Origin of the sequence: Limnohabitans sp. (genome assembly GCF_034680285.1) — a bacterium.
In the GTDB taxonomy this organism is placed as follows: Bacteria; Pseudomonadota; Gammaproteobacteria; order Burkholderiales; family Burkholderiaceae_C; genus Limnohabitans_A.
Genome location: NZ_JAXITC010000005.1, coordinates 124,455 through 147,698, shown reverse-complemented (window position 1 = coordinate 147,698; position 23,244 = coordinate 124,455). Strand labels below are relative to the sequence as shown.

Annotated in this window: 20 protein-coding genes; 8 read left to right on the top strand and 12 right to left on the bottom strand. The window is 60.1% G+C overall.

Translation table 11 applies throughout. The annotated features are described in order from the left end of the window. Window positions 1–17 precede the first annotated feature (17 nt). On the bottom strand, window positions 18–1,664 hold the full coding sequence (locus SWE17_RS06260) for a CTP synthase (protein WP_322992249.1): 1,647 nt from the start codon (window positions 1,662–1,664) through the stop codon (window positions 18–20). Between the two features lie 77 nt (window positions 1,665–1,741). Between SWE17_RS06260 and coaBC the strand changes: the two genes are divergently transcribed. After that, window positions 1,742–2,965, top strand: coding sequence for a bifunctional phosphopantothenoylcysteine decarboxylase/phosphopantothenate--cysteine ligase CoaBC (gene coaBC / locus SWE17_RS06255; RefSeq protein WP_322992248.1), 1,224 nt, complete (start codon window positions 1,742–1,744; stop codon window positions 2,963–2,965). A gap of 2 nt (window positions 2,966–2,967) precedes the next feature. Next, the gene (gene dut, locus SWE17_RS06250; protein WP_322992288.1) at window positions 2,968–3,417 is read left to right on the top strand and encodes a dUTP diphosphatase; all 450 of its coding nucleotides are present in this window, start codon (window positions 2,968–2,970) and stop codon (window positions 3,415–3,417) included. A gap of 72 nt (window positions 3,418–3,489) precedes the next feature. On the opposite strand, the gene SWE17_RS06245 is transcribed toward dut, so the two are convergent. Next, on the bottom strand, window positions 3,490–4,023 hold the full coding sequence (locus SWE17_RS06245; protein WP_322992247.1) for an FKBP-type peptidyl-prolyl cis-trans isomerase: 534 nt from the start codon (window positions 4,021–4,023) through the stop codon (window positions 3,490–3,492). Between the two features lie 66 nt (window positions 4,024–4,089). Here SWE17_RS06245 and SWE17_RS06240 point away from each other — a divergent pair, with 66 nt between their 5' ends. Then, window positions 4,090–5,226 carry a JmjC domain-containing protein gene (locus SWE17_RS06240; RefSeq protein WP_322992246.1) on the top strand — a complete coding sequence of 379 codons (1,137 nt, stop codon included), beginning with the start codon at window positions 4,090–4,092 and terminating at the stop codon, window positions 5,224–5,226. A gap of 182 nt (window positions 5,227–5,408) precedes the next feature. Next, window positions 5,409–5,588 (top strand): hypothetical protein, encoded by a 180-nt coding sequence (locus SWE17_RS06235; protein ID WP_322992245.1) that lies wholly within the window; start codon window positions 5,409–5,411, stop codon window positions 5,586–5,588. An 89-nt stretch (window positions 5,589–5,677) separates the two neighbouring features. Here SWE17_RS06235 and bamC read toward each other — a convergent pair whose 3' ends face one another. From bamC to SWE17_RS06210, 5 genes are all read right to left on the bottom strand, one after another. Further along, window positions 5,678–6,793, bottom strand: a complete 1,116-nt coding sequence (gene bamC, locus SWE17_RS06230; RefSeq protein WP_416234984.1) for an outer membrane protein assembly factor BamC — start codon at window positions 6,791–6,793, stop codon at window positions 5,678–5,680. 20 nt (window positions 6,794–6,813) lie between these two features. After that, the gene (gene dapA, locus SWE17_RS06225; RefSeq protein WP_322992244.1) at window positions 6,814–7,710 is read right to left on the bottom strand and encodes a 4-hydroxy-tetrahydrodipicolinate synthase; all 897 of its coding nucleotides are present in this window, start codon (window positions 7,708–7,710) and stop codon (window positions 6,814–6,816) included. Window positions 7,711–7,796: 86 nt separating this feature from the next. Continuing rightward, a complete protein-coding gene (locus SWE17_RS06220) occupies window positions 7,797–8,366 on the bottom strand; it encodes a class I SAM-dependent methyltransferase (protein ID WP_322992243.1) in 570 nt (189 codons plus the stop codon). A gap of 16 nt (window positions 8,367–8,382) precedes the next feature. Next, window positions 8,383–8,544, bottom strand: a complete 162-nt coding sequence (locus SWE17_RS06215; protein WP_322992242.1) for a hypothetical protein — start codon at window positions 8,542–8,544, stop codon at window positions 8,383–8,385. Beyond that, complete coding sequence (locus SWE17_RS06210; protein ID WP_322992241.1) at window positions 8,541–9,752, bottom strand: MFS transporter; 1,212 nt, start codon at window positions 9,750–9,752, stop codon at window positions 8,541–8,543. Before SWE17_RS06210 ends, SWE17_RS06215 begins: the two co-directional genes overlap by 4 nt. A gap of 122 nt (window positions 9,753–9,874) precedes the next feature. Here SWE17_RS06210 and SWE17_RS06205 point away from each other — a divergent pair, with 122 nt between their 5' ends. The 4 genes from SWE17_RS06205 (at window position 9,875) to vapC (ending at window position 15,125) form a co-directional block, all read left to right on the top strand. Beyond that, window positions 9,875–11,857, top strand: a complete 1,983-nt coding sequence (locus SWE17_RS06205) for a DNA topoisomerase IV subunit B (RefSeq protein ID WP_322992240.1) — start codon at window positions 9,875–9,877, stop codon at window positions 11,855–11,857. An 88-nt stretch (window positions 11,858–11,945) separates the two neighbouring features. Next, entirely contained in the window at window positions 11,946–14,309 is a 2,364-nt protein-coding gene (gene parC, locus SWE17_RS06200) for a DNA topoisomerase IV subunit A (protein WP_322992239.1), read from the top strand. Window positions 14,310–14,481: 172 nt separating this feature from the next. Then, window positions 14,482–14,715, top strand: a complete 234-nt coding sequence (gene vapB / locus SWE17_RS06195; protein ID WP_322992238.1) for a type II toxin-antitoxin system VapB family antitoxin — start codon at window positions 14,482–14,484, stop codon at window positions 14,713–14,715. Then, complete coding sequence (gene vapC / locus SWE17_RS06190) at window positions 14,715–15,125, top strand: type II toxin-antitoxin system tRNA(fMet)-specific endonuclease VapC (protein WP_322992237.1); 411 nt, start codon at window positions 14,715–14,717, stop codon at window positions 15,123–15,125. Before vapB ends, vapC begins: the two co-directional genes overlap by 1 nt. A 19-nt stretch (window positions 15,126–15,144) precedes the next feature. On the opposite strand, the gene SWE17_RS06185 is transcribed toward vapC, so the two are convergent. The 5 genes from SWE17_RS06185 to SWE17_RS06165 are packed head-to-tail and all read right to left on the bottom strand — an operon-like array spanning window position 15,145 to window position 23,195. Beyond that, the gene (locus SWE17_RS06185; protein ID WP_322992236.1) at window positions 15,145–15,660 is read right to left on the bottom strand and encodes a DUF1993 domain-containing protein; all 516 of its coding nucleotides are present in this window, start codon (window positions 15,658–15,660) and stop codon (window positions 15,145–15,147) included. A gap of 27 nt (window positions 15,661–15,687) precedes the next feature. After that, window positions 15,688–16,146: a RidA family protein gene (locus SWE17_RS06180; RefSeq protein WP_322992235.1), complete on the bottom strand. Its 459-nt coding sequence runs from the start codon at window positions 16,144–16,146 to the stop codon at window positions 15,688–15,690. Beyond that, on the bottom strand, window positions 16,109–17,059 hold the full coding sequence (locus tag SWE17_RS06175; protein WP_322992234.1) for a transglutaminase family protein: 951 nt from the start codon (window positions 17,057–17,059) through the stop codon (window positions 16,109–16,111). The genes SWE17_RS06180 and SWE17_RS06175 overlap by 38 nt, the downstream gene beginning before the upstream one ends. Window positions 17,060–17,070: 11 nt before the next feature. Next, a complete protein-coding gene (locus SWE17_RS06170; protein ID WP_322992233.1) occupies window positions 17,071–19,794 on the bottom strand; it encodes a circularly permuted type 2 ATP-grasp protein in 2,724 nt (907 codons plus the stop codon). Next, window positions 19,794–23,195 (bottom strand): transglutaminase family protein, encoded by a 3,402-nt coding sequence (locus tag SWE17_RS06165; protein ID WP_322992232.1) that lies wholly within the window; start codon window positions 23,193–23,195, stop codon window positions 19,794–19,796. Before SWE17_RS06165 ends, SWE17_RS06170 begins: the two co-directional genes overlap by 1 nt. Between the last annotated feature and the right edge of the window lie 49 nt (window positions 23,196–23,244).

Below are 23,244 nucleotides of genomic sequence, written 5' to 3'. Positions count from 1 at the left end.
GTCCTTGGGCGGGTGTTTCAGGCGGCCGCTTTGTGCGAAATCGCCGCCTTGACGAAGGCATTGAACAGGGGGTGGCCGTCCCAGGGCGTGGATTTGAATTCGGGGTGGAACTGCACGCCTACATACCAAGGGTGAACGGTCTGCGGCAGCTCGACGATTTCGGTCAGTTGCTCGCGCTGCGTCAGCGCCGAGATCACCAGACCCGCTTTGCGCAGGTCATCGAGGTAATTGACGTTGGCTTCGTAACGGTGGCGGTGGCGCTCGGTGACCACGTCGCCGTAGATTTGGTGGGCCAGCGTGCCCTTGGCCACGTCGGAGCTTTGTGCGCCCAGACGCATGGTGCCGCCCAAGTCGGAGTTGGCGTCACGTACCTGGATCGAGCCGTCCGCATCTTTCCATTCGTTGATCAGAGCGATGACGGGGAAAGGCGTCTCGGGCTCGAACTCGGTGCTGTTGGCGTCTTTCATACCGGCCACATGGCGGGCGTATTCGATGGTGGCGACCTGCATGCCCAGGCAGATGCCCAAGTAAGGCACTTTGTGGGTGCGGGCGAATTGCGCGGTTTCGATCTTGCCCTCGACGCCGCGCTTGCCAAAACCGCCAGGCACCAACACGCCGTCGTAGTGAGCCAGGCTGGGCACGGTCTCGGGGGTGATGGTTTCGGAGTCGATGTGCTCGATCTTCACGCGCACATGGTTGCGCATGCCCGCATGGCGCAGCGCTTCGTTGACCGATTTGTAGCTGTCCGACAGTTCGACGTATTTGCCGACCATGGCAATGGTGACTTCGCCCTTGGGGTTGGCGGTCTCGTACACCAAGTCGTCCCAGCGTTTGAGGCTGGCAGGCGGGGTGTTCAGGCGCAATTTGTCGCAGATCAGGCCGTCCAGGCCTTGCTCGTGCAGCACGCGGGGTACTTTGTAGATGGTGTCCACGTCAGGCATAGAGATCACGCCCCAGCTTTGCACGTTGGTGAACAGCGAAATCTTGTCGCGCTCGTCCTCCGGGATGTAGCGGTCAGCACGGCACAGCAGGGCGTCAGGCTGGATGCCGATTTCGCGCAGTTTTTGCACCGTGTGCTGGGTGGGTTTGGTCTTGAGTTCACCGGCCGTGGCAATCCAGGGCAGATAAGTCAGGTGCACAAAGGCAGTGTTGTTGGGCCCGAGGCGGAGGCTGAGCTGGCGCACGGCTTCGAGGAAGGGCAAGGACTCGATGTCGCCCACCGTGCCACCGATTTCGACGATGGCCACATCGACCGCTTCAGGGGTGCCAAAGCCGGCACCGCGCTTGACGAAATCCTGGATTTCGTTGGTGACGTGGGGGATGACCTGCACGGTCTTGCCCAGGTAGTCGCCGCGGCGCTCTTTTTCGAGCACGCTCTTGTAGATCTGTCCGGTGGTGAAGTTATTGGCCTTCTTCATCCGGGTGTTGATGAAGCGCTCGTAATGGCCCAAATCGAGGTCGGTTTCTGCGCCGTCGTCGGTCACAAACACTTCGCCATGCTGGATCGGCGACATGGTGCCGGGGTCCACATTCAGGTAGGGGTCGAGCTTGATGAGGGTGACAGAGAGGCCGCGCGATTCAAGAAGTGCGGCGAGCGATGCGGAGGCGATTCCCTTGCCCAGGGAAGACACCACACCGCCGGTGACGAAGACGAATTTGGTCATGTCCAAGACGGGAGCTTTCAGCCCCCGGTAGGTGGAAATCGTGATTATAGACAGTCACGTCTGCTACATTTCCCGGCATGAGCACATTGGCTGGAAAACACATCGTTCTGGGCTTGTCGGGCGGCATTGCGGCCTTCAAGTCGGCTGAACTCTGCCGCGCCTTGGTCAAGGCGGGCGTCACGGTGCAGGTCGTGATGACCGAGGCCGCCGAGCAATTCATGACGGCGGTCACCATGCAGGCCCTGTCCGGCAGGCCGGTTTACACCTCACAGTGGGACCCGCGCGAAGCCAACAACATGGCCCACATCAACCTGAGCCGCGAGGCCGATGCGATTGTGGTGGCACCCGCCAGTGCGGACTTCATGGCCAAATTGCTGCACGGCGGTGCCGATGAACTGCTGAGCCTGATGTGCCTGGCCCGTCCGATTGACAAGGTGCCGCTGATCGTGGCCCCGGCCATGAACCGCGAAATGTGGTCCAACCCCGCCACCCAGCGCAACGTGGCACAGCTCAAGGCTGACGGCATCCATGTGCTGGATGTGGGTCAGGGCGACCAAGCCTGCGGCGAAACCGGCGACGGGCGCATGCTCGAAGCCGAAGAAATTCTGGAAGACTTGGAGGCGTTTTTCACGCCCAAAGTGATGGCAGGCAAGTCGGTTTTGGTGACTGCAGGACCCACTTACGAGGCCATTGACCCGGTGCGCGGCATCACCAACTTGTCGAGCGGCAAGATGGGCTTTGCCGTCGCGCGTGCGGCGCGCATGGCGGGGGCCGATGTGGCCTTGATTGCTGGACCCGTGAGCCTGGCCACGCCCCGTGGCGTCAAGCGTGTGAACGTGCGCTCTGCTCGCGACATGCTGCAAGCCGTGCAAGCCCATGTGCCAGAGCGTGGCGTTTTCGTGTCCACAGCCGCGGTGGCTGACTGGCGTCCGGCCAACTCGGCCGACCAGAAAATCAAAAAAGACGGCTCAGGTCAGACGCCTGAGCTGTGCTTTGTGGAGAACCCCGACATTTTGGCCACCGTGGCCCAGTCGGCGGCGGCGCAAAAGGGCGATCTGTTTTGCGTCGGTTTTGCCGCCGAAAGCCACGACCTGCTTGCCCACGCCACAGCCAAACGCTTGCGCAAACAAGTGCCTCTGCTGGTGGGCAACATCGGCCCGGCCACGTTCGGCCAAGACGACAACGCCTTGCTGCTGGTGGACGCCCACGGTGCCCGAGAACTGCCGCACGCCAGCAAGCAGGTGCTGGCCATTCAACTCATTGAAGACATTGCCCGACGGCTGGGCGGAGAAAAAGCATGACCATGGACATCGACGTCAAGATCCTCGACGCGCGCATTGCGGCGCAAATGCCCACCTACGCCACGCCCGGCAGTGCGGGATTGGACCTTCGCGCTTGCCTGGACGCGCCGCTGACTTTGGCGCCCAACGCCTGGCAGCTGGTGCCCACGGGCATGGCCATCCACCTCAAGGACCCTGGTTATGCCGCCATGCTGCTGCCGCGCTCTGGCTTGGGCCACAAGCACGGCATCGTCTTGGGCAATTTGGTGGGGTTGATCGACAGCGATTACCAGGGGCAGCTCATGGTCAGCTGCTGGAACCGGAGCGATGTGGCCTTCACCATCGAGCCACTGGAGCGCATCGCGCAGATGGTGATCGTGCCTGTGGTGCAAGCGCGTTTTCATGTCGTGAGCGAATTCGGTGCAGCGACCGAACGCGGCGAGGGCGGTTACGGCTCCACAGGCAAAAAATAATGCCCATAAAAAAACCGCCTGCATCGGTCGATGCAGGCGGTTTTTTCATGGGTGAAATGGATTTGCGCTGGCTCAGTGCAGTGTGGGTAGAGTCGAATCGCCTTCATCGCCGACTTCAATTTTGAAGAAGCCAGTGCCGCAGCTGCCGCTGCCCACTTCGGCTTCGGTCGGCTCGCGCACCGATTCGACTTTCAGGTGCAAGCGCAAGGCAATGCCCGAAAGCGGGTGGTTGGCGTCCAGCACAACGTGCTCAGGGTAGATTTCGGTCACGGTGTAAAGGGCATTGCGCGGCGCATCCGGGTTGCAACCCTTGGGCAAAGCAGTGCCTTCTATCGTGAGGCCGGGCTCGAGCCCTTCTGGGAACAGGGCCAGTGGCTCCAGAAACAGCAGGTTTTCATCGAAGTCGCCAAAGGCGTCTTCGGGCTCCAAATGCAGGTCGACCTTGGCGCCACGTTCGTGGCCTTGCAGGGCTTCTTCTATTTTGGGCAACAGATCTTGGCCGCCAATGAAAAATTCCACAGGTTCGTCCAGCGTGTCCAGAACTTCGCCCAGCGTGTCTTTGAGTGTCCAGGTCAGTGCGACCACAGAAGGTGTCTTGATTTCCATACGACAATTGTCGCAGTTTGGCGGCCACTTTTTGGCCGCTTTGGTTTCGAGACTTGAGAACCCGAGATGAACACAGAACAACCCTTGGCGCTGCTGGGCGGCTTGACGTCCAGCCAATTCATGAAGCGCCACTGGCAGAAAAAGCCTTTGTTGGTGCGCAACGCCATCCCCAATTTTGTACCGTGTGTCGGGCGCACTGAATTGGTGGCGTTGGCGGGGCAAGAGGGGGTGGAGTCTCGCTTGATTGTGGATTCTCCGAAGGGGTGGAAGATGAAACATGGGCCATTTCCGAAGCGCAGTTTGCCGCCCTTCAGTCAAAAGAAATGGACCTTTTTGGTGCAGGGTGTGGACTTGCACCACGACGGCGTGCACGCACTGATGCAGCAGTTTCGTTTTGTGCCCGATGCGCGCTTGGACGATGTGATGATCAGCTATGCCAGCGATGGCGGCGGCGTGGGGCCGCACTTTGACAGCTATGACGTCTTTTTGCTTCAGGCCCATGGCCAACGCCGTTGGCGGATTGGTCGCAACAAGGATTTGACGCTGCAGTCGGGCGTGCCGCTCAAAATTTTGCAAAACTTTCAAGCCGAAGAAGAGTTCTTGCTGAACCCGGGTGACATGCTGTATTTGCCCCCCAAGTACGCACACGACGGTGTGGCCGAGGGGGAGTGCATGACCTGGTCCATTGGTTTCCGGGCTCCGCAAGAAGGCGAATTGGCGAGGGAGTTGCTGTTGGGCTTGGCTGATGAGGCGTTCGAGAGTGTGGGGGAGGCCATTTACCGTGATCCTCGGCAACCTGCAGTCGTGTCTTCGGCGGCTATTCCGTCGTCTTTGGCTGTCTTTGCACGTCAAGTGGTGGACAAAGCGCTCAAAAATCCTGATTTGTTGGACAGTTTGTTGGGCGAATACCTGACCGAGCCCAAAGCCCATGTGTGGTTTGATGAGTCTGAAAACGAGCCTGACTTGTCAAAAGGCGTTCGCCTCGATCGCAGAACCAAAATGATGTACGACGAGCGGCATGTTTTTATCAATGGAGAAAGCTTCCGAGTTGGGGGCAAGGATGCGCGCTTCTTGCGTGAACTGGCTGATAACAGGGTTCTTTCTTCTGTATCTTGCGCGAAGTTGAGTGATGCTGCGCAAGAGGCCTTGCTCGACTGGATGTCGGCAGATTGGTTGAAACCCGCTCAGGACTTACCCCAGTGAGGGGTTGATTGAAGGTTTCGCGTCAGTTTGGTGCGTTTATTTTCAAGATGATTAGGGAAAACGATATAATCCAGCGCTGAGTGCAGAAGAGCTCGAGTGCTTTTGTCTCGGTTCAAGTTTTCTTGAATCTGAATCCGACAATTTCCGGAAATTGTTTTTTAACCCCTACAAGGAAAATCATCATGAACAAGTCCCTCGTTTTGGCCGCTATCATCGCTGCTGCTGCTTTGTCCGCTTGCGGCAAAAAAGAAGAAGCTGCTGCTCCAGCCGCTCCTGCTCCTGTGGCTGCTCCAGCTCCTGCTGCTGACGCTTCTGCTGCTCCAGCTGCTGCTCCAGCATCTGACGCTTCTGCTGCCAAGTAATTGGTTGCCGCTTTCCCGGTCATGGCCGGGATTGCATAAAAAAACCCCGCATTGCGGGGTTTTTTTATGGGTCAGAGACTATGCTCTTTTCAGCGCAGTTCGTTTGCGAGCAGTTTCAAAATGCGCTCGGCATTGCCCGATGTTTCAGGCTGGCCATTGGCATCCAGAACACGAACCAAGCTGACATTGCCTTTTTCGGTCAACGCAATACGGTAGCGAGTCAAAGCAGCTTCTTCTTTTTTGCTGCTGAAAATGCGGGTTAAAAAGCCCGACTCTTTGTCAGCAGCGGCTCCGGGTGTCACGTACCGAACAAAATAAATGCCTTTGGAGCGGTCGCGGTCTTCTACGGTGAAGCCAGTGCGGTCCAACGCCACACCGGTTCGGCGCCAAGCGCGATCCAGGTTGTCATTGATCTGGATGGTGGGTTGGCCATCGACAGTGGTCACGCTGGCCGTTTGCACAGGCGAAGCTGATGCCGTGGCGGATTTTGCGGCTTCAGGGGATGCGCCCAGCTTGACCATCAGTCGACGCAAAAATTCGATTTCGAGTTCTGCATCGCTGGCACGGGGTTGCCAAATGAGTTGATCTTTTTGGGTGTTGCTGAAGTTTTCGACCATGCCGCGGTGCGTGATGTAGATCTCTACACCGCCTTGGGCATTGCGTTCTACGCGGGTGCGGAACTTGTCGCGCTCGCCCGAGGAATACAGGGAGTCCAGCACTTTGCCCAAAGTCTTACGGAGGAAATCTTGTGGAATTTTGGCCCGATTTTCAGCCCAGTCGGTTTCCATGATGCCCACATCGGGTGCATCGGTGATCAAGTTAAAACCGTTGTTGGTCCAAAATTCGCGCAGAGGCTCCCACACTTTGTCTGCTGGGCGTGACACCACCAACCAGCGTTGGGTGCCTTGGCGCTCCATGCGCACATCACCCAAGACGTTGGCTGCGGTGCCAGCATCTGCTACCCGAGCACTGGCGCTGTTGAAGCCAGAAGCCGTGGCCGAGTTGCTTTCCATGGCGTAACGCGAGTCTTTGCGCAGTTGGGTCAAGTCGGGTGGAACCTCCAACGTGGGAGCCCTGGCTGCGCTCTTGTAGTCAATCTTGTCTTCTTCAAAAACAGAACAGCCACTGACCAAAATAGTCAAAGCTGCGACAACAGCCGTACGTTGAGCCGTAATGCGCGACAGGGAGCGATGGGGCAATTTCACAGGCAATCCTTAGGTGGAAATCAAATCAGACCACTGGCCTTGAGTGCGGCCTCAACCACGGGCCGCTGAGATTCAGACAGCTCGGTCATGGGCAAGCGCAGAGTGGGGCCGCTCAGGCCCATGCGGTTCATGGCCCATTTGACGGGGATGGGGTTGGCTTCAACAAACAGATTTTTGTGCACAGGCAAGAGCTGGAACTGGATGCGCATGGCTTCTTTCACGTCGCCTCGCAGGGCCGCCATGCACAGCTCGTGCATTTGACGCGGGGCCACGTTGGCGGTCACGCTGATGTTGCCTGCGCCACCGCAGAGCATCAGGGCCACAGCCGTGGCGTCATCGCCCGAGAAAACGGCGAACGCTTTGGGCACATCGCGGATGAGCCATTGGGCGCGTTCGATGTTGCTGGTGGCTTCCTTGATGCCGATGATCCCTGGCACTTGGGCCAAGCGCAGCACGGTGTCGTGCTGAAGATCGGCCACGGTGCGGCCAGGCACGTTGTACAAAATCACGGGCAACTTGGGCGTGGCCTCGGCGATCGCCTTGAAGTGCTGGAACAGTCCCTCTTGGGTGGGCTTGTTGTAATAGGGCACCACTTGCAATTGGGCGTCAGCGCCGATCGATTCGGCATATTTGGCCAGCGAAATGGCTTCTGCGGTTGAGTTAGCGCCGCAGCCGGCAATGATGGGGATGCGCTTAGCAGCTTGTTCCACCGAGACACGCAGGATTTCGCGGTGTTCGTCCACGTTGACGGTGGGTGATTCGCCCGAGGTGCCGACGATCACCAGCCCATCGGTGCCTTCGGCCACATGCCAGTCGATCAGTTTTCGCAGAGTGGGGTAATCCACTTGGCCGTCTTCGAGCATGGGGGTGATCAGGGCAGGGATGCTGCCTTGGATGGGGCGAGATTCGGTGGTCATGTCAGGTGTTTCTGAACTGAAAGAGGTCATTCTAACGATTGCAAACGCTTTTCAGGTGTTGCTGCGGGTGGGAATGTGTCCCGATGTCACTGGGTCTGTTGTGTGGGGTCAGCGTTGGCTTTCAAGGGCCAGCGCGTCACTTCGCCCGCTGTCTTGGCCCGAATGGCCACAATGCGCTGCACAAACTTGTCTGGCGATGACTCGAAGCCGTCTTCGTAAGCCACGGTGTGCAGGCCTTCAGTGGCCCGCAGCAGCTCGCCCGGTTGCAGCAAAAAGTCGGGCCGAGAGGGTTTGCCCACGGTTTCATTGCCCGCCCCAAAGGTTTCGTAAATCAGCACGCCACCGGGGGCCACGCTTTGCACGATGACGGGCATCAGGGCGCGCCACAGGTAATTGGTCACCACCACGCAGCCAAATGTTTGGCCTTCGAAGGGCCAAGGGCCGTTTTCTATGTCGGCGCAGCTCACTTCTCCATAGGTTTGGGCCAGTGACACGGCATCGGGGTTGCGATCAACGCCCTGAACCGTGTGTCCTTGTGCGGCCAAAAAACGCATGTGTCGGCCTGCTCCGCAAGCTACATCCAAAACGCTGCTTTGCGGAGCGATCAAATGCGCCCAGCGTTGCAGCCAGGCCGAGGGGTTTTCGGTGCCGTGCATGGTTTTCCTCTTGAAACTAGAAACAAGCCCACAGTTGCTCGGCCAGCATGATCACCAGATCGGGCTGTGCGTAGAGCCAAAAGGGCACGATGAGGGCTGCGGACACGGCCAAAGCGATCGCCATTTTGCGACGCAAGGACGATTTGGAGAGCGTGGGCATGCTGCCTGCTGGGCTCATGCGGTTTGGGGCGTTGCCCGTTGTATCGGACTCTCGCGCACGGGCAGATTTACCAGCGCAGCAAACACGCCCAAAGCAATGGCCAGGTACCAGACGATGTCGTAGCTGCCGGTCTTGTCATACAGATAGCCGCCCAGCCAGACGCCCATGAACGAGCCGATCTGGTGGCTGAAAAAGATGAAGCCGCTGAGCATGGACAGGTGGGAAATGCCAAAAATCTGGGCGACCGCCGCGTTGGTGGGCGGGACGGTGGACAACCAGAGCAAGCCCATCACGCCAGAGAAGACATACACACTGGTGGGCGTGAGCGGGGCCAGCAAGAACAGAATGATGGCCACCGAGCGAGCGATGTAAATGAAGGCCAAGATGTTTTTCTTGGCCATTTTTTGGCCCAAAGTGCCCGCGATGTAGGTGCCAAACACGTTGAACAAACCGATCAAGGCCAGTGCGTAACTGGCCACCTGGGGGGCCAGACCGTGGTCTTTCAGGTAGCTGGGCATGTGCACGCCGATGAACACAACCTGAAAGCCGCACACAAAATAACCCGCCATCAGCAACTGAAAACTGGGGTACTTGAACGCTTCTTTCAAAGCTTGTGCGATGGTTTGGTCTCGCTTGACTTGGCCCGGCGCGTTCAAGGCGGGTTCACGCAAACCCCAAGCCAGCGGGATGATCAGCATCGCCGCCGCCGCCAAAATCACCAAAGCGGTTTGCCACCCCATTTGGCTGATCAACAAGCCCTCCACAGGCACCATCAAAAACTGTCCGAAACTGCCTGCCGCAGCTGCCACGCCCATGGCCCAAGAGCGGCGCTCGATGGGCACGTTGCGGCCAATCACGCCGTAAATGACCGCGTAGGTTGTGCCCGCCTGGGCCGTGCCGATGATCACCCCGGTGAACAGGGCAAACATCCAAGGGTCAGTGGCCCACGCCATGCCCAAAAGACCTACGCTGTAGACCACGGCGCCCAAGGCAATCACGCGGAACGCACCGAATTTGTCGGCGACCATGCCCGCAAAAATACCCATGAAACCCCATGAGATGTTCTGAATAGCCATGGCAAAACCGAATTCTTGGCGGCCCCAGCCTTGGGCTTGGGTGATGGGCTGAAGCCACAGGCCAAAGCCATGGCGGATGCCCATGGACAATGTGACGATGGCCGCGCCGCAAATCAGCACCTGGGTCAGAGAAAGGGGTTTGTATTGCATCCCCTGACTTTAACCAATGTGATGCGTGCCCGAGGTCGCGTATATGCCTGCATGCCATTCAGAGCTTGAATACTGTTTTTGCATCCAGTGTCTCGACTGAAATCCCACTACAATCCGCCACCATGGCCACCCAATCAACTGTCAAAACCTCTAATGAGTACTCCGAAGGCTCGATCCGCGTCTTGAAGGGCCTCGAGCCCGTCAAACAACGCCCGGGCATGTACACCCGCACCGACAACCCCTTGCACATCATCCAAGAAGTGTTGGACAACGCCGCCGACGAGGCACTGGCGGGCTACGGCAAAAAGATCAAAGTCATCTTGCATGCCGATGGCTCGGTCAGCATCGAAGACGATGGCCGGGGCATCCCCTTTGGCCTGCACCCTGAAGAAAACGCCCCGGTGATCGAGCTGGTGTTCACCCGCTTGCACGCGGGCGGCAAGTTCGACAAGGGCAAGGGCGGGGCCTACAGCTTCTCGGGCGGCCTGCACGGCGTGGGCGTGTCGGTGACCAACGCGCTGTCCAAGCGCCTGGAAGCCACCAGCTACCGCGAAGGCCAAGTGGCGACGCTGGTGTTCTCAGGTGGCGACGTGACCGAGCCGCTGGTGAAACGCGCCACAGGCGAGGGAGATCGCAAACAAGGCACCACCGTGCGGGCTTGGCCTGACGCCAAGTATTTCGAATCCAGCGCCCTGCCCATGAACGAGCTGACGCACCTGCTGCGCAGCAAAGCCGTGCTCATGCCTGGCGTGACGGTGACCTTGGTGAACGAGAAAACCAAAGAAACCCAGCAGTGGCAATACAAAGCCGGTCTGCGCGACTACCTGACGCAAACGCTCAATGGCGACCCAGTCATCCCCTTGTTTGAAGGCGAAGGTTTTGCCGACGGCAACCACGACAGCTTTGCCGAAGGCGAGGGCGCTTCGTGGGCCGTGGCCTTCACCGAAGACGGTGCGCCGGTGCGCGAAAGTTATGTGAACCTGATCCCCACCAGCGCAGGCGGCACGCACGACAGCGGCTTGCGCGACGGCCTGTTCACCGCCGTCAAAAGCTTCATCGAGCTGCATGGTTTGCTGCCCAAGGGCGTCAAGCTCATGCCCGAAGACGTGTTCGCCCGCGCCAGCTATGTGCTGAGCGCCAAAGTGCTGGACCCGCAGTTCCAGGGCCAGATCAAAGAACGCCTGAACTCGCGTGACGCGGTGCGTTTGGTGTCCAGCTTTGTGCGACCGGCGCTCGAGCTCTGGCTGAACGAGCATGTGGACTACGGCAAAAAACTGGCCGAACTCGCCATCAAGGCCGCGCAAACCCGCCAAAAAGCCGGTCAGAAGGTCGAAAAGCGCAAAAGCTCCGGCGTGGCCGTGCTGCCCGGCAAGCTGACCGATTGCGAAAGCAAAGACATCCTGCACAACGAGGTGTTTTTGGTCGAGGGCGACTCGGCCGGTGGCAGCGCCAAAATGGGCCGCAACAAAGAAAGTCAGGCCATCTTGCCTCTGCGCGGCAAGGTGCTCAACACCTGGGAAGTAGACCGCGACCGTTTATTTGCCAACAACGAAATCCACGACATCTCGGTGGCCATTGGTGTGGACCCGCACGGGCCCAATGACAACCCCGACATGAGCAACCTGCGCTACGGCAAGGTCTGTATCTTGTCGGACGCGGACGTGGATGGCTCGCACATTCAGGTGCTGCTGCTGACCTTGTTTTTCCGCCACTTCCCCAAGCTGATCGAAGCGGGTCACCTGTATGTGGCGCGGCCGCCGCTGTTCCGGGTCGACGCGCCCGCACGCGGCAAAAAGCCCGCGTCCAAAGCCTATGCGCTGGACGAGGGCGAACTCACCGCCATCATCGACAAGCTGCGCAAAGACGGCGTGAAAGAAGGTGGCTGGAGCATCAGCCGCTTCAAGGGCTTGGGCGAGATGAGCGCCGAGCAGTTGTGGGACACCACGCTCAACCCCGACACGCGCCGCTTGCTGCCGATCGAGCTGGGCCCGCTGGACAACGCTGGAACGGAAAACCTCATGACCCAGCTCATGGGCAAAGGCGAAGCCGCCGCCCGCCGCGAGCTGATGGAACTGCACGGCGACAGCATCGAAATCGACGTTTGATGAATCCCCTGTGGGAGCCTGCCCCTGCGGGCGAATGCCTTGATCTGGCACCTCGCCTGTTGGAATGCTCCCGCAAAGAAAGACCCTGATGACCACTGACCTGTTGACCCCCGAACCCACCGCCGCGCCCGAAGGTGACCACCTGGGTGCCTACGCCCAGCGTGCCTACTTGGAATACGCGCTGTCCGTCGTCAAAGGCCGCGCCTTGCCCGATGTGTGTGACGGCCAAAAGCCGGTGCAGCGGCGCATTTTGTATTCGATGGACCGCATGGGTTTGTCCTACAGCGGCCCCAACAACAACACCGCAGCCAAGCCTGTCAAAAGTGCCCGCGTGGTGGGTGATGTGCTGGGCCGCTACCACCCGCACGGCGACACGGCGGCGTATGACGCGCTGGTGCGCATGGCACAAGACTTTTCGCAGCGCTACCCGCTGATCGATGGCCAAGGCAACTTTGGCTCGCGCGACGGCGACGGCGCAGCCGCCATGCGTTACACCGAGGCGCGCTTGTCGCGCATCACCAGCTTGTTGCTCGACGAGATCGACATGGGCACGGTGGACTTTATCCCCAACTACGACGGCTCCACTGAAGAGCCGCGCCAGCTGCCCGCCCGCTTGCCCTTCAGCCTGCTCAACGGCGCCAGCGGCATTGCTGTGGGCTTGGCCACCGAAATTCCCAGCCACAACCTGCGCGAAGTGGCCGACGCCTGCGTGGCCTTGATCCGCAACGACAAGCTGAGCGACGGCGAGTTGATGGCCATCATCCCCGGCCCCGACTACCCCGGTGGTGGACAGATCATCAGCCCGGCCAGCGACATTGCCGACGCCTACCGCACCGGTCGCGGCAGCCTCAAAGTGCGCGCCCGCTGGAAGATCGAAGAACTCGCTCGGGGCCAATGGCAATTGGTGGTGACCGAACTGCCGCAAGGCGTCAGTTCGCAGCGCGTGCTCGAAGAGATCGAAGAGCTCACCAACCCCAAGGTCAAGGCTGGTAAAAAAGCGCTCAGCGCTGACCAGCTGCTGCTCAAAGCCAGCATGCTGGCCGTGCTCGACGTGGTGCGCGACGAATCGAGCAAAGACGCTGCCGTGCGCCTGGTGTTTGAGCCCAAAACCAGCCGCATCGAACAGCAAGAACTCATCACCGCCTTGCTGGCGCACACCAGCTTGGAAACGTCTGCACCGATCAACATGACCTCGGTCGGCATCGACGGCAAGCCGATTCAAAAGTCGCTGCGCCAGATGTTGGTGGAGTGGATCAGCTTCCGCCAGACCACCATCACCCGGCGCAGCCAGCACCGCCTGAACAAAGTGCTGGACCGCATCCATATCTTGGAAGGCCGCCAGCTGGTCTTGCTCAACATCGACGAGGTGATCCGCATCATCCGCCACAGCGACGAGCCCAAGCCCGCGCTGATCGAAGCCTTCAAGCTCAGCGACCGCCAAGCCGAAGACATTCTTGAGATTCGCCTGCGCCAACTGGCCCGTCTTGAAGCCATCAAGATCGAGCAAGAGCTGAGCGAGTTGCGCGAAGAGCAGGGCAAGCTTGAAGAGATTTTGGGCAGCCCCGCTGCGTTGCGCCGCCTGATGATCAAAGAGATCGAACAGGATGCCAAGACCTTTGCCGACCCTCGCCGCACGCTGATTCAGGAAGAGAAAAAAGCCGTGGCCGAGGTCAAGGTGGTGGACGAACCCGTGACGGTGGTTGTCTCGGAAAAAGGCTGGGTGCGAGCTCGCACGGGCCACGGACACGACGCCACGAGTTTTGCCTTCAAGGCGGGCGACGTTTTGTATGGCACCTTCGAGTGCCGCACGGTGGACACCCTGCTGATCTTCGGCAGCAACGGCCGCATTTACAGCGTGCCCGTGGCCACACTGCCCGGCGCACGCGGCGACGGCCAGCCGGTCACCACGCTGATCGAGCTGGAGCCCACCACACAAATTGCGCACTACTTTGCAGGCCCGGCCAACGCCACGCTGCTGCTCAGCGGCTCAGGCGGTTATGGTTTCATGGCCTCGGTCGAGAACATGATCTCGCGCAACAAAGCGGGTAAGGCCTTCATCAGCTTGGGCGACGGCGAAACCGTCTGCGCCCCCAGCCATGTGAGTGGCTCCAGCGCCACCGTACCTGCCGACAAACAGCCCATGCCCAACGCCACCAGCGTCTGCTGTGCTAGCACGGGCGGACGGGTGTTGACGTTTGAGATCAGCGAACTCAAAACCATGGAAAAAGGCGGCCGGGGCCTGATGCTGATTGACCTCGAAGCCAAAGACACCTTGGCCGGTGCTGCGGCCTACACCCGCAGCATCAAGATCGAAGGCATCGGCCGGGGTGGCAAAGAGCGCGAAGAAACGCTGGAAATCCGCAGCTTGAACAACGCCAAAGTGGCCCGCGCCAAGAAGGGCAAAGTGGCCGATCTGGGCTTCAAGCCCAACCGCGTGACGCGGGTGGAGTGATCTGTGCGCTGTCATCAGGGCGCAGTGATGCTTTTTTAAGCACACCCGGCTAGCCCTTGTGGGGCCGGGCTTTGGCGGCTTGTCCCTGCACTTGTCCACAGCTTTGGTCACGGGGTTTGGGGATTTTTTGATGCTGCCATATACTGTTGGCATATCCCAAAAGGAGGCTGCCATGACCATCACCACCGTCTTCACCAACAACCGTTCGCAAGCCATACGACTGCCTGCGGATTTGCGCTTGCCTGATGACGTCAAAAAGGTGGAGGTGCGTGCCCGAGGTGCCGATCGGATCATCTCGCCAGTCGGGCATTCATGGGACCAATTCTTCTTGAATGGCCCCCAGGTCAGTGAAGACTTTTTGCCAGAACGTGCCACGCAAACTCAGCCTGAGCGTGAGTCGCTCTGATGTTGAAGTACCTGCTCGACACGAATATCGTGATCTACGTGCTCAAGCGTCGCCCTTTGGAAGTCTTGGCTCAGTTCAATGCCAACGCCGGTCGCATGGCGATTTCGGCGATCACTTTGTCGGAGCTTCACCACGGTGCTGAAAAAAGCGCCAAGGTCTCACAGAACCTGGAAGTGATCGAAGAGTTCGCCAGCTTGCTGGAGGTGCTGCCTTACACCGCCAAAGCTTCGCAACATTACGGCGCTATTCGAAGTGACCTGGAAAAAACGGGGCAGACCATTGGGGTCAACGATTTGCACATCGCAGCCCACGCCCGCAGTGAAGGGCTGGTGGTGGTGACCAACAACCTGTCCGAGTTCGCCCGCGTGCCGGGCTTGATGGTGGAGAACTGGGTGGGCTCATTGAATTGAGGCCCAACCCAGAGCCTATTCAGCCCTGGGCACCCAGCAGGTAATCGATCTTGCCCACTTCCACACCGTTGTGGCGCAGGATGGTGTAGGCCGTGGTGATGTGGAAGTACATATTGGGCAGCATCCAGCCGGTCAGGTAGTCCTGGCCTTTGAGGGTGCGGGTTTTACCCGGACCAGCGGGGAAAGTGATTTCTTTGTCCTCGGTGCCGTCGATGGCTGCAGCGGGGACAGTGGCGATGTAGGCCAGCGTTTTCTGGATGCGCTCTTGCAACTGGGCGAAGGTGGTTTCGGTGTCGTCGAACTTGGGCGCTTCCACGCCGGACAGGCGGGCCACGCCATTCTTGACGGCGTCGCAAGAAATCAGCACTTGGCGCGTGAACGGAAACATGTCAGGCGCGAGGCGGTAAGTGGTCAGCGCCGTGGGGTCAATCTTCTTGGTTTCGACAAACTGCTCGGCCTTGGCCAAGATGTGGCTGAGGTTGGTGAGCATGCGGGCGCAGACGGGCAGGCAGGCGGTGGACATGGAAATGTGCATGGGTGTCTCCGGTGGGTAAAGTGAAATTCAGCCGATCTCGGCGATCAATTCGATCTCGACGCAGGCACCCATCGGGACTTGGGCGACGCCAAAAGCACTGCGGGCATGGGCACCGACTTGTGGGCCAAAAACCTGGCCCAGCAATTCGCTGCAGCCGTTGGTCACCAAGTGTTGCTCGGTGAAGTCGCCCGTCGAATTGACCAGGCTCATCACCTTGACGATGCGCTTGACCTTGTTCAGGTCGCCGACTGCGGCGTGCAGGGTGCCCATCAGGTCAATCGCCACGGCGCGAGCGGCTTGCTGGCCTTCGGCGGTGCTGATGTTTTTGCCCAGTTGGCCGGCCCAGACTTTGCCGTCTTTTTTGGCGATGTGGCCCGACAAGAAAACCAAGTTGCCTGTTTGCACAAAAGGTACATAAGCCGCTGCGGGCACAGCCACAGGTGGCAGCTCAATGTTCAGGGATTTCAGGGTGTCGTAAACGCTCATGGTCAGGGTCCTCCGGGGTCAAAAGAGGCTCCACTGTAACGCCAACTTCCAGCGTGTGGGCGCCGCCACCTTGAAGCACACCGCGCAGCGGCGACACGTCGGCGAAGTCACGCCCCACAGCCAGTCGCACGTAATCTTCGCCAGGGCTGGACCAACCGGTGCGGTTGTTGGTCGGGTCCAGATCCAGCCAGCCTTGACAGGCGTGGGTGGCCAACTCAGGCAGGTACACCGATGCCCAGGCATGCGTGGCATCACTGCCAACCAACCGAGGCTGGCCGGGGGGAGGCTGGGTCAGCAGGTAGCCGCTCACGTAACGGGCAGGCAAGCCCAGAGAGCGCAGGCAGGCCAGCAAGATGTGGGCGAAGTCTTGGCACACACCGCGTTGGTTTTGCAAGGCTTCGAGGGCTGGGGTGTTGATGTCGGTGCTGGCCGACTCGTAGCGAAAGTCGCTGTGCATGCGCGCCGTGAGTTCTTGCGCCGCTTGCACCAAAGGTCGGCCAGGCGTGAAGCTGCTTTGGGCATAGGCCAAAAACGCTTCGTGTACCGGCGCATGATGCGACCCGAACACGAAACCGCTGTGTACATCACCCGCATCACCCCCTCGGTAACGAAAATGCTCGCGCACGGCCTCCCAGCTTTGGCTGGGGGGCGCCGCTTCGGTGGGACGGGTTTCGATTTCGCTGTAGGCCCGCACCAGCAAACCCTCGTGCGGGTTCGTCAGGGCCCAATAGGCACGGTGGTTCAGAAATGCGTCGATGTTGTGTTGCACCGTGGTGTTTGGCTCCACCTGCATCCAGTGGCGAAGAATCTTTTGGCAGGGTGTGTCAGCCGCTTGCAGATGGGCCACATGCTGCGCGGTTTGCACAGCAGGGCTGTAGCGGTAACGGGTGTCGTGGGTGATGGCCAAGCGCATGGGGTGTTTTTTCAAGCACTCACGCTGTAGCGGGCTTCGCCGCTGTGCGTGAAAAACAAACCACACAAATGGTCCGAGACTTCACGGGCCGCGTTTTGGCAATGGGTGAGGGTGGCCAGCAAAGGCAATGGGGTTGAGCTGTCGGAGCTGGGGTTTGGGCTTGGGTAGGGCCACAGCGACTCGGGGGGCATGCCAATCAATTGGGGCACGCCTTCGGCCAAAGCCAAGGTGGCGCCATCGGCCAGGGTGCCCATGCGGCGCAAACGTCCACGCAAGGTGTGCGCCACCCAACCGAGCGAACGCGGGTTGTCCGGGTCGGTCACCAGCAGTTCCATCAGGGCTTGCGGGGTGCGGCTTTGTTGGTGCTGGGCATGGAAACTGATGGTGCTGTCAAACAGATCGAGCACGGCATCGAAGCCAGCTTGCTCGGCGATCAGATCCAGCCGCACGGCTTCAGCCATGGCGTCCGACAAAAAGGCCAGGCGTTCAATGTGGCGGCCAATCGAGAGCAAACGCCAGCCGTCGTCGCGGCTCATGCGGTCGGTTTGGGCGCCCGTGAGGGCGGCCAACATCTGGCTGGTGTCGGCCAGCAGGCGTTGCACGGTCACGGTGTCCAACCCAGCCGTGGACTTTTTCGGGCCCATGGGGTCTTCGCTGGGCTTGAAAAACCGGGATTCGGCTTGTTCCAGCAAGCGCCAGTGTTCGGGCGAGAGGCGTTCACGTACCGAGGCGGCCGCCAGCCGGACAGAGCGCAAATTGAAGCCCACGCTGGTGGCCAGTTCTTGGTCCCACAAACCCGAGATCATGGAGCGCTCAAAAACCCGGTGCGCTTGCCCTGCTGCGGGTACGCCGGCTCGCACCAAGCCGTGGCGCGTGGCCATGCGGGTGATGAAGTTCAGCAAACAGGGCTGGTTCTGGTTTTCTCCGCTCAGGATTTCCAGGCTCAGCCGCACCAAGCGCAAGGTGTTTTCGGTGCGTTCGGTGTAGCGGCCCATCCAGAACAAATTTTCTGCAGCGCGGCTCGTCACCAAGCGCTGGCGCTGGGCCGTGGCGTCACTGGCGGCCGGGATGGAACTGGTGTTGGGACTGGGGCTGTGAGGGGATACAGAGGTTGACGACTGTGATTGGGACTGTGATTGTCCGCCTGTGCTCGTTGGCTTCAAAGCTTTAGCGGCTGGGCTTTGCACCCATACGTCGGCGCTGCTGCCGCCACGCTGCATCGAGGCAATGCCTTCGCGGGTGCCCAGCCGGGCCAGACCGCCGGGCAAGACTTGCCAGCCGCCTTGCGCATCGGTGACCGCAAAGACGCGCAGGACCACAGGTCGGGACTGGATGCAGGACGAGCCATTGGGCTGGGTCTGCCAAGTCGGCTGGTGTGACAGGGGCAACCAAGACTGCAGGGTGTGCGCATCGGGGTCGCGCAAAATGCGGCCAGCCCATTCATTTTGCTCTTGGCGAGACAGACTGTGGCCCAGGACCGGCTCAAAACTGTGGCGATCGGTGTTGTAGGGGTAGGTGGGCTTGATCACGCAGCTTTGGATGCGCGGCAGCACATCTTGCAGCGCTGCTGCTTCGCCACACCACCAACTGGGGATGGCGGGCAGTTGCAATTCTTGTCCCAGCAGCGCACGCGAAAGCGCAGGCATGAATCCCAGCAGCGCATTGGATTCCAAAAAACCTGAGCCGGGCGTATTGGCCACCAACACATTGCCGCTGCGCACTGCTTGCAGCAGGCCGGGCACGCCCAAGGTGGATTCGGCCCGCAATTCCAAGGGGTCAATCCAATCGTCGTCCACGCGTTTGAGCAAGCCATGCACAGGTTTCAGGCCTTGCAGGGTTTTGAGGTACAGCTTTTCATCGCGCACCGTCAAATCGTTGCCCTGCACCAAGCTCAGGCCCAAGTAGCGGGCCAGATAAGCGTGCTCAAAATAGGTTTCGTTGTAGGGGCCTGGCGTGAGCAGCGCAATGTGGGCCGACGAACCCGCAGGGCTTCGGGCTTTGATGCCGTCGATCAGCGTACGGTAGGTCTCTGCCAGGCGCTGAACCGGCAAGGCTTCAAAGGCTTGCGGGAACTGGCGCGACACAATTTGTCGGTTTTCAAGCAAATAGCCCAAACCCGAGGGGGCTTGGGTGCGCTGAGAAAGCAGCCACCACAGGCCGTCGGGTCCACGCGCCAAATCAAATGCGGCCAAGGACAAATACCGCCCACCTACCGGTGCCACGCCGTGCATGGCCGGTAAATAAGCGGGGTGGCCTTGCACCAAGGCGGCAGGTAATTGGCCTTGCAGCACCAGTTGTTGAGGCCCATAAGCGTCGGCCATGATGCGTTCGAGCAATTGCATGCGCTGCATCACGCCCGCCTCGATCTGCTGCCAGTCACGGTGGTCCAGCATGAGCGGAAACAAGTCGAGCGACCAAGGGCGCTGAGGCTGGTCAGCGGCGGCATACACGTTGTAAGTGATGCCGTTGTCACGCACTTGCCGCTGCAAATTGGTCATGCGGCTGTTGAGGTCAACTTCGCGTGCCTTGGAGGCCTTGTCCAGCGGATCGATGAAACGCTGCCAAGCGGCACTGATGGCTTGGTCTTCAGCGCTGGATGATGGGGCCTTGAGAGGGGTCGCTTTTCCTCGCAATTCGTCCCAGTGCCCGACGGGCGCACGCTCTTGCTGCAGCGACAGCCAAGTCAAGGCTTGGGCTTCGCTGGCGCCGGTCACTGGGGGTGAATGCTCATTCATCAGCTCATTGTCGTTGATCCACTGCGCCTCAAGTCCAGCGTGTACGGGAATTCAGGGCTCGCGTGCAACATGGCGTTGGGTGCCAGAGTGGGCAGGTGTTTCATGGTGCCGGGTGTGTGGCCCATGCGGAAGAACCGCGCCATGCGTCGGCTCTCGGCCTCGTAGGCGTTGACCGGGAAGCCCTCGTAATTGCGGCCACCGGGGTGCACCACATGGTATTGGCATCCGCCGAGAGACCTCTTCATCCATGTGTCCACCAAGTCCACCGTCAGCGGGGCGTGCACACCGATGCTCGGGTGCAGCGACGACGGCGGGTTCCAGGCCTTGTAGCGCACGCTGGCGACAAACTCGCCCACCACGCCAGTGGGTTGCAAGGGCAGTGAGCGGCCGTTCACCGTCACGGTGTGGCGCGAAGGGTTCATGCCCGTTACATGCACTTCGATGCGCTCCAGCGACGAATCCACATAGCGTGCGGTGCCGCCGGCCCCGCTTTCTTCGCCCATGACGTGCCAGGGCTCCAGCGCGTTGCGTAAGGTGACCACCGCGCCATCCACCTGGATTTGCCCGACCATCGGAAAGCGGAACTCAAAATGCGGCGCGAACCAGCTGGGGTCAAAACGAAAGCCTGCGTCGCCCAACTCGGTGAGCACGTCGTCAAAATCCTTGTGGATCCAATGCGGCAGCATGTAGCGGTCGTGTAGCTCGGTGCCCCAACGCGTAACGGGCGCCGAATACGGGGCATTCCAGAATCGGGCGACCAATGCACGCAGCAGCAGTTGCTGCACGATGCTCATGCGCTCGTGCGGCGGCATCTCAAAAGCACGCAACTCCAGCAGGCCCAAACGCCCGGTGCTGCTGTCGGGCGAATACATCTTGTCGATGCAGAACTCGCTGCGGTGGGTGTTGCCGGTCACATCAATCAGGATGTTGCGCAGGGTGCGGTCCACGATCCATGGGGCCATGTCGGTGCCAAACTTTTTGCGGTTGCGGGTGATCTCGCGCAGCGCAATCTCCAGCTCATACACCTGGTCGTTGCGCGCCTCGTCCACACGCGGTGCTTGGCTGGTCGGGCCGATGAACATGCCGCTGAACAAATAGCTCAAGCTCGGGTGGTTGTGCCAGTAAAGCACCAGGCTGGCCAACAGCTCGGGGCGGCGCAAAAAGGGGCTGTCCGCGGGTGTGGCGCCGCCCATCACCATGTGGTTGCCGCCGCCAGTGCCGGTGTGGCGGCCATCGGTCATGAACTTCTCGGCCGACAGGCGCGTCTCGAAAGCGGCTTTGTACAAAAACTCGGTGTGCTCGACCAGCTCGGTCCAGTTGTGCGCCGGGTGGATGTTGACCTCGATCACGCCAGGGTCAGGGGTGACTTGCAAGAGTTTCAGTCTTGGATCGCGCGGCGGTGGGTAGCCTTCCAAAACGATTTTCAGACCCAGTTCACGGGCGGTGCCCTCGACCTCGCTGACCAGCGCCAGATAGTCTTCCAGACGCGCCAGCGGCGGCATGAAGACATACAGAACACCGGACTTTTCACCCTTGGCCATGGCCTCGGCTTCCACTTGAGGGCCGTTGGCGCGGTTTGGGTCCCGCACCTCCACGCACAGCGCTGTGCGCACCACAGACGGGTCGGACTCGAATTTGACAGGCGCGGCTTTCACCGCTGCGCTGGCGTGGCGCGCTTGCAGCGTGATGGGGGCGGCAGGCAATGCTGTTCGAGGGGCAAAAGGGTCCTGTTCGATTTGGTGCCAGCGGTCGGTGGGCGCAGCCCAAGGCAGCGAGTCCAGCGGCAAACGCCAGCCCATGGGGGAATCGCCGGGCATCAAATACAGCCGTTCTTCCCGGACAAACCAAGGGCCGGTTTGCCACTGCGTGCCCGTCAGTTCAGCCGAGGCCGCTTCGACAGCTTGAATGGGCAGCACATAACCCACTGCTTGGTCCAAGCCTTGGCTGAAGATGCGGCGCAAACGGTTGCGCTCCATCTCGTCGTCCAGCTTGGCATCAAACGGGTCCACGTTGACGGGCAATCGGCGCTCGCGCCACAGGTAATACCAAGTGTCCTCATAACCCGGCAGCAGGGTGTCGTCGGACAGCCCCAGTCTCCCCGTCAAGGTTTGCATGAAGCGTTTGGCGTCGGCGCTGGTGCAGTGACTGGGCTCGCGTTCATCGGCAAGAACGGCAGGGTCTTGCCAGCAGGGTTTGCCGTCAGCCCGCCAGTAGATGCTGAGCGCCCAGCGTGGCAATTGCTCGCCCGGGTACCACTTGCCTTGGCCAAAGTGCAAAAAACCGCCTTGGCCGTATTGCTGGCGCAGTTTGTGCACCAGCTCTGTGGCCAGGCCGCGCTTCGTTGGCCCCAAGGCGTCGGTGTTCCACTCGGCCCCATCGCGGTCCTGAGTGGAGACAAAGGTGGGCTCGCCACCCATGGTGAGGCGCACATCATCTGCGACCAATTGGGCGTCCACCTCTTCGCCTAAGCGCAGCACCTCGGCCCATTGCGCGTCGCTGTAGGGTTTGGTGACGCGCGGTGACTCATGGATGCGCGTCACGCTCATCTCATGGTGAAACTCGACCTCGGCTTCGTCCATCAGGCCTTCGATCGGCGCGGCCGCAGACGGCTGGGGCGTGCAGGCCAACGGGATGTGGCCTTCCCCGGCCAGCAGGCCAGACGTTGGGTCCAGCCCCACCCAACCTGCGCCGGGCAAATACACCTCGCACCAAGCGTGAAGGTCGGTGAAGTCCACTTCGGTGCCGCTGGGGCCATCGAGTGATTTCACGTCCGGGGCCAATTGAATCAAGTAACCCGAAACAAAGCGGGCAGCGATGTTCATGTGCCGAAACAGCTGAACCAAAAGCCAGGCCGAGTCGCGGCAGGAACCGCTTTTCAGGGTCAGGGTTTCTTCTGGCGTTTGCACACCAGGCTCCATGCGGATGGTGTAACGGATGTCCTGGTGCAAGCGTTGGTTGATCTGCACCAAAAAGTCGATGGTGCGCTGGCGCTTTCGGTCCATGCTGGCCAGGTATTTTTTGAACAGCGGGGTTTTGTGGTCCTTGTCCAGGTAAGACTGCAGCTCTTCCCGCACGGTGTCGGCGTACTTGAAAGGCACCTCTTCTGCCGAGGGCTCCAGAAAGAAATCAAACGGGTTGAACACGGCCATTTCGGTGACCACGTCGACCGTGACCTTGAATGCGGTGGTCTTTTTGGGGAAAACCAAACGCGCCTGGTAATTGGCAAAAGCGTCTTGCTGCCAGTTGATGAAATGCTCTGCGGGTTCGACCTTGAGGCTGTAGCTCAGGATGCGGCTGCGACTGTGTGGGGCAGGGCGCAGGCGAATGACTTGCGGGCCGAGCTGCACGGGGCGGTCGTATTCGTAATGGGTAACGTGGTGCAGGGCAACGTGTATCGACATATCTCGTTCAGCGCAACAGGGGCTGCACGCATGACAAATGCAGCTTGGG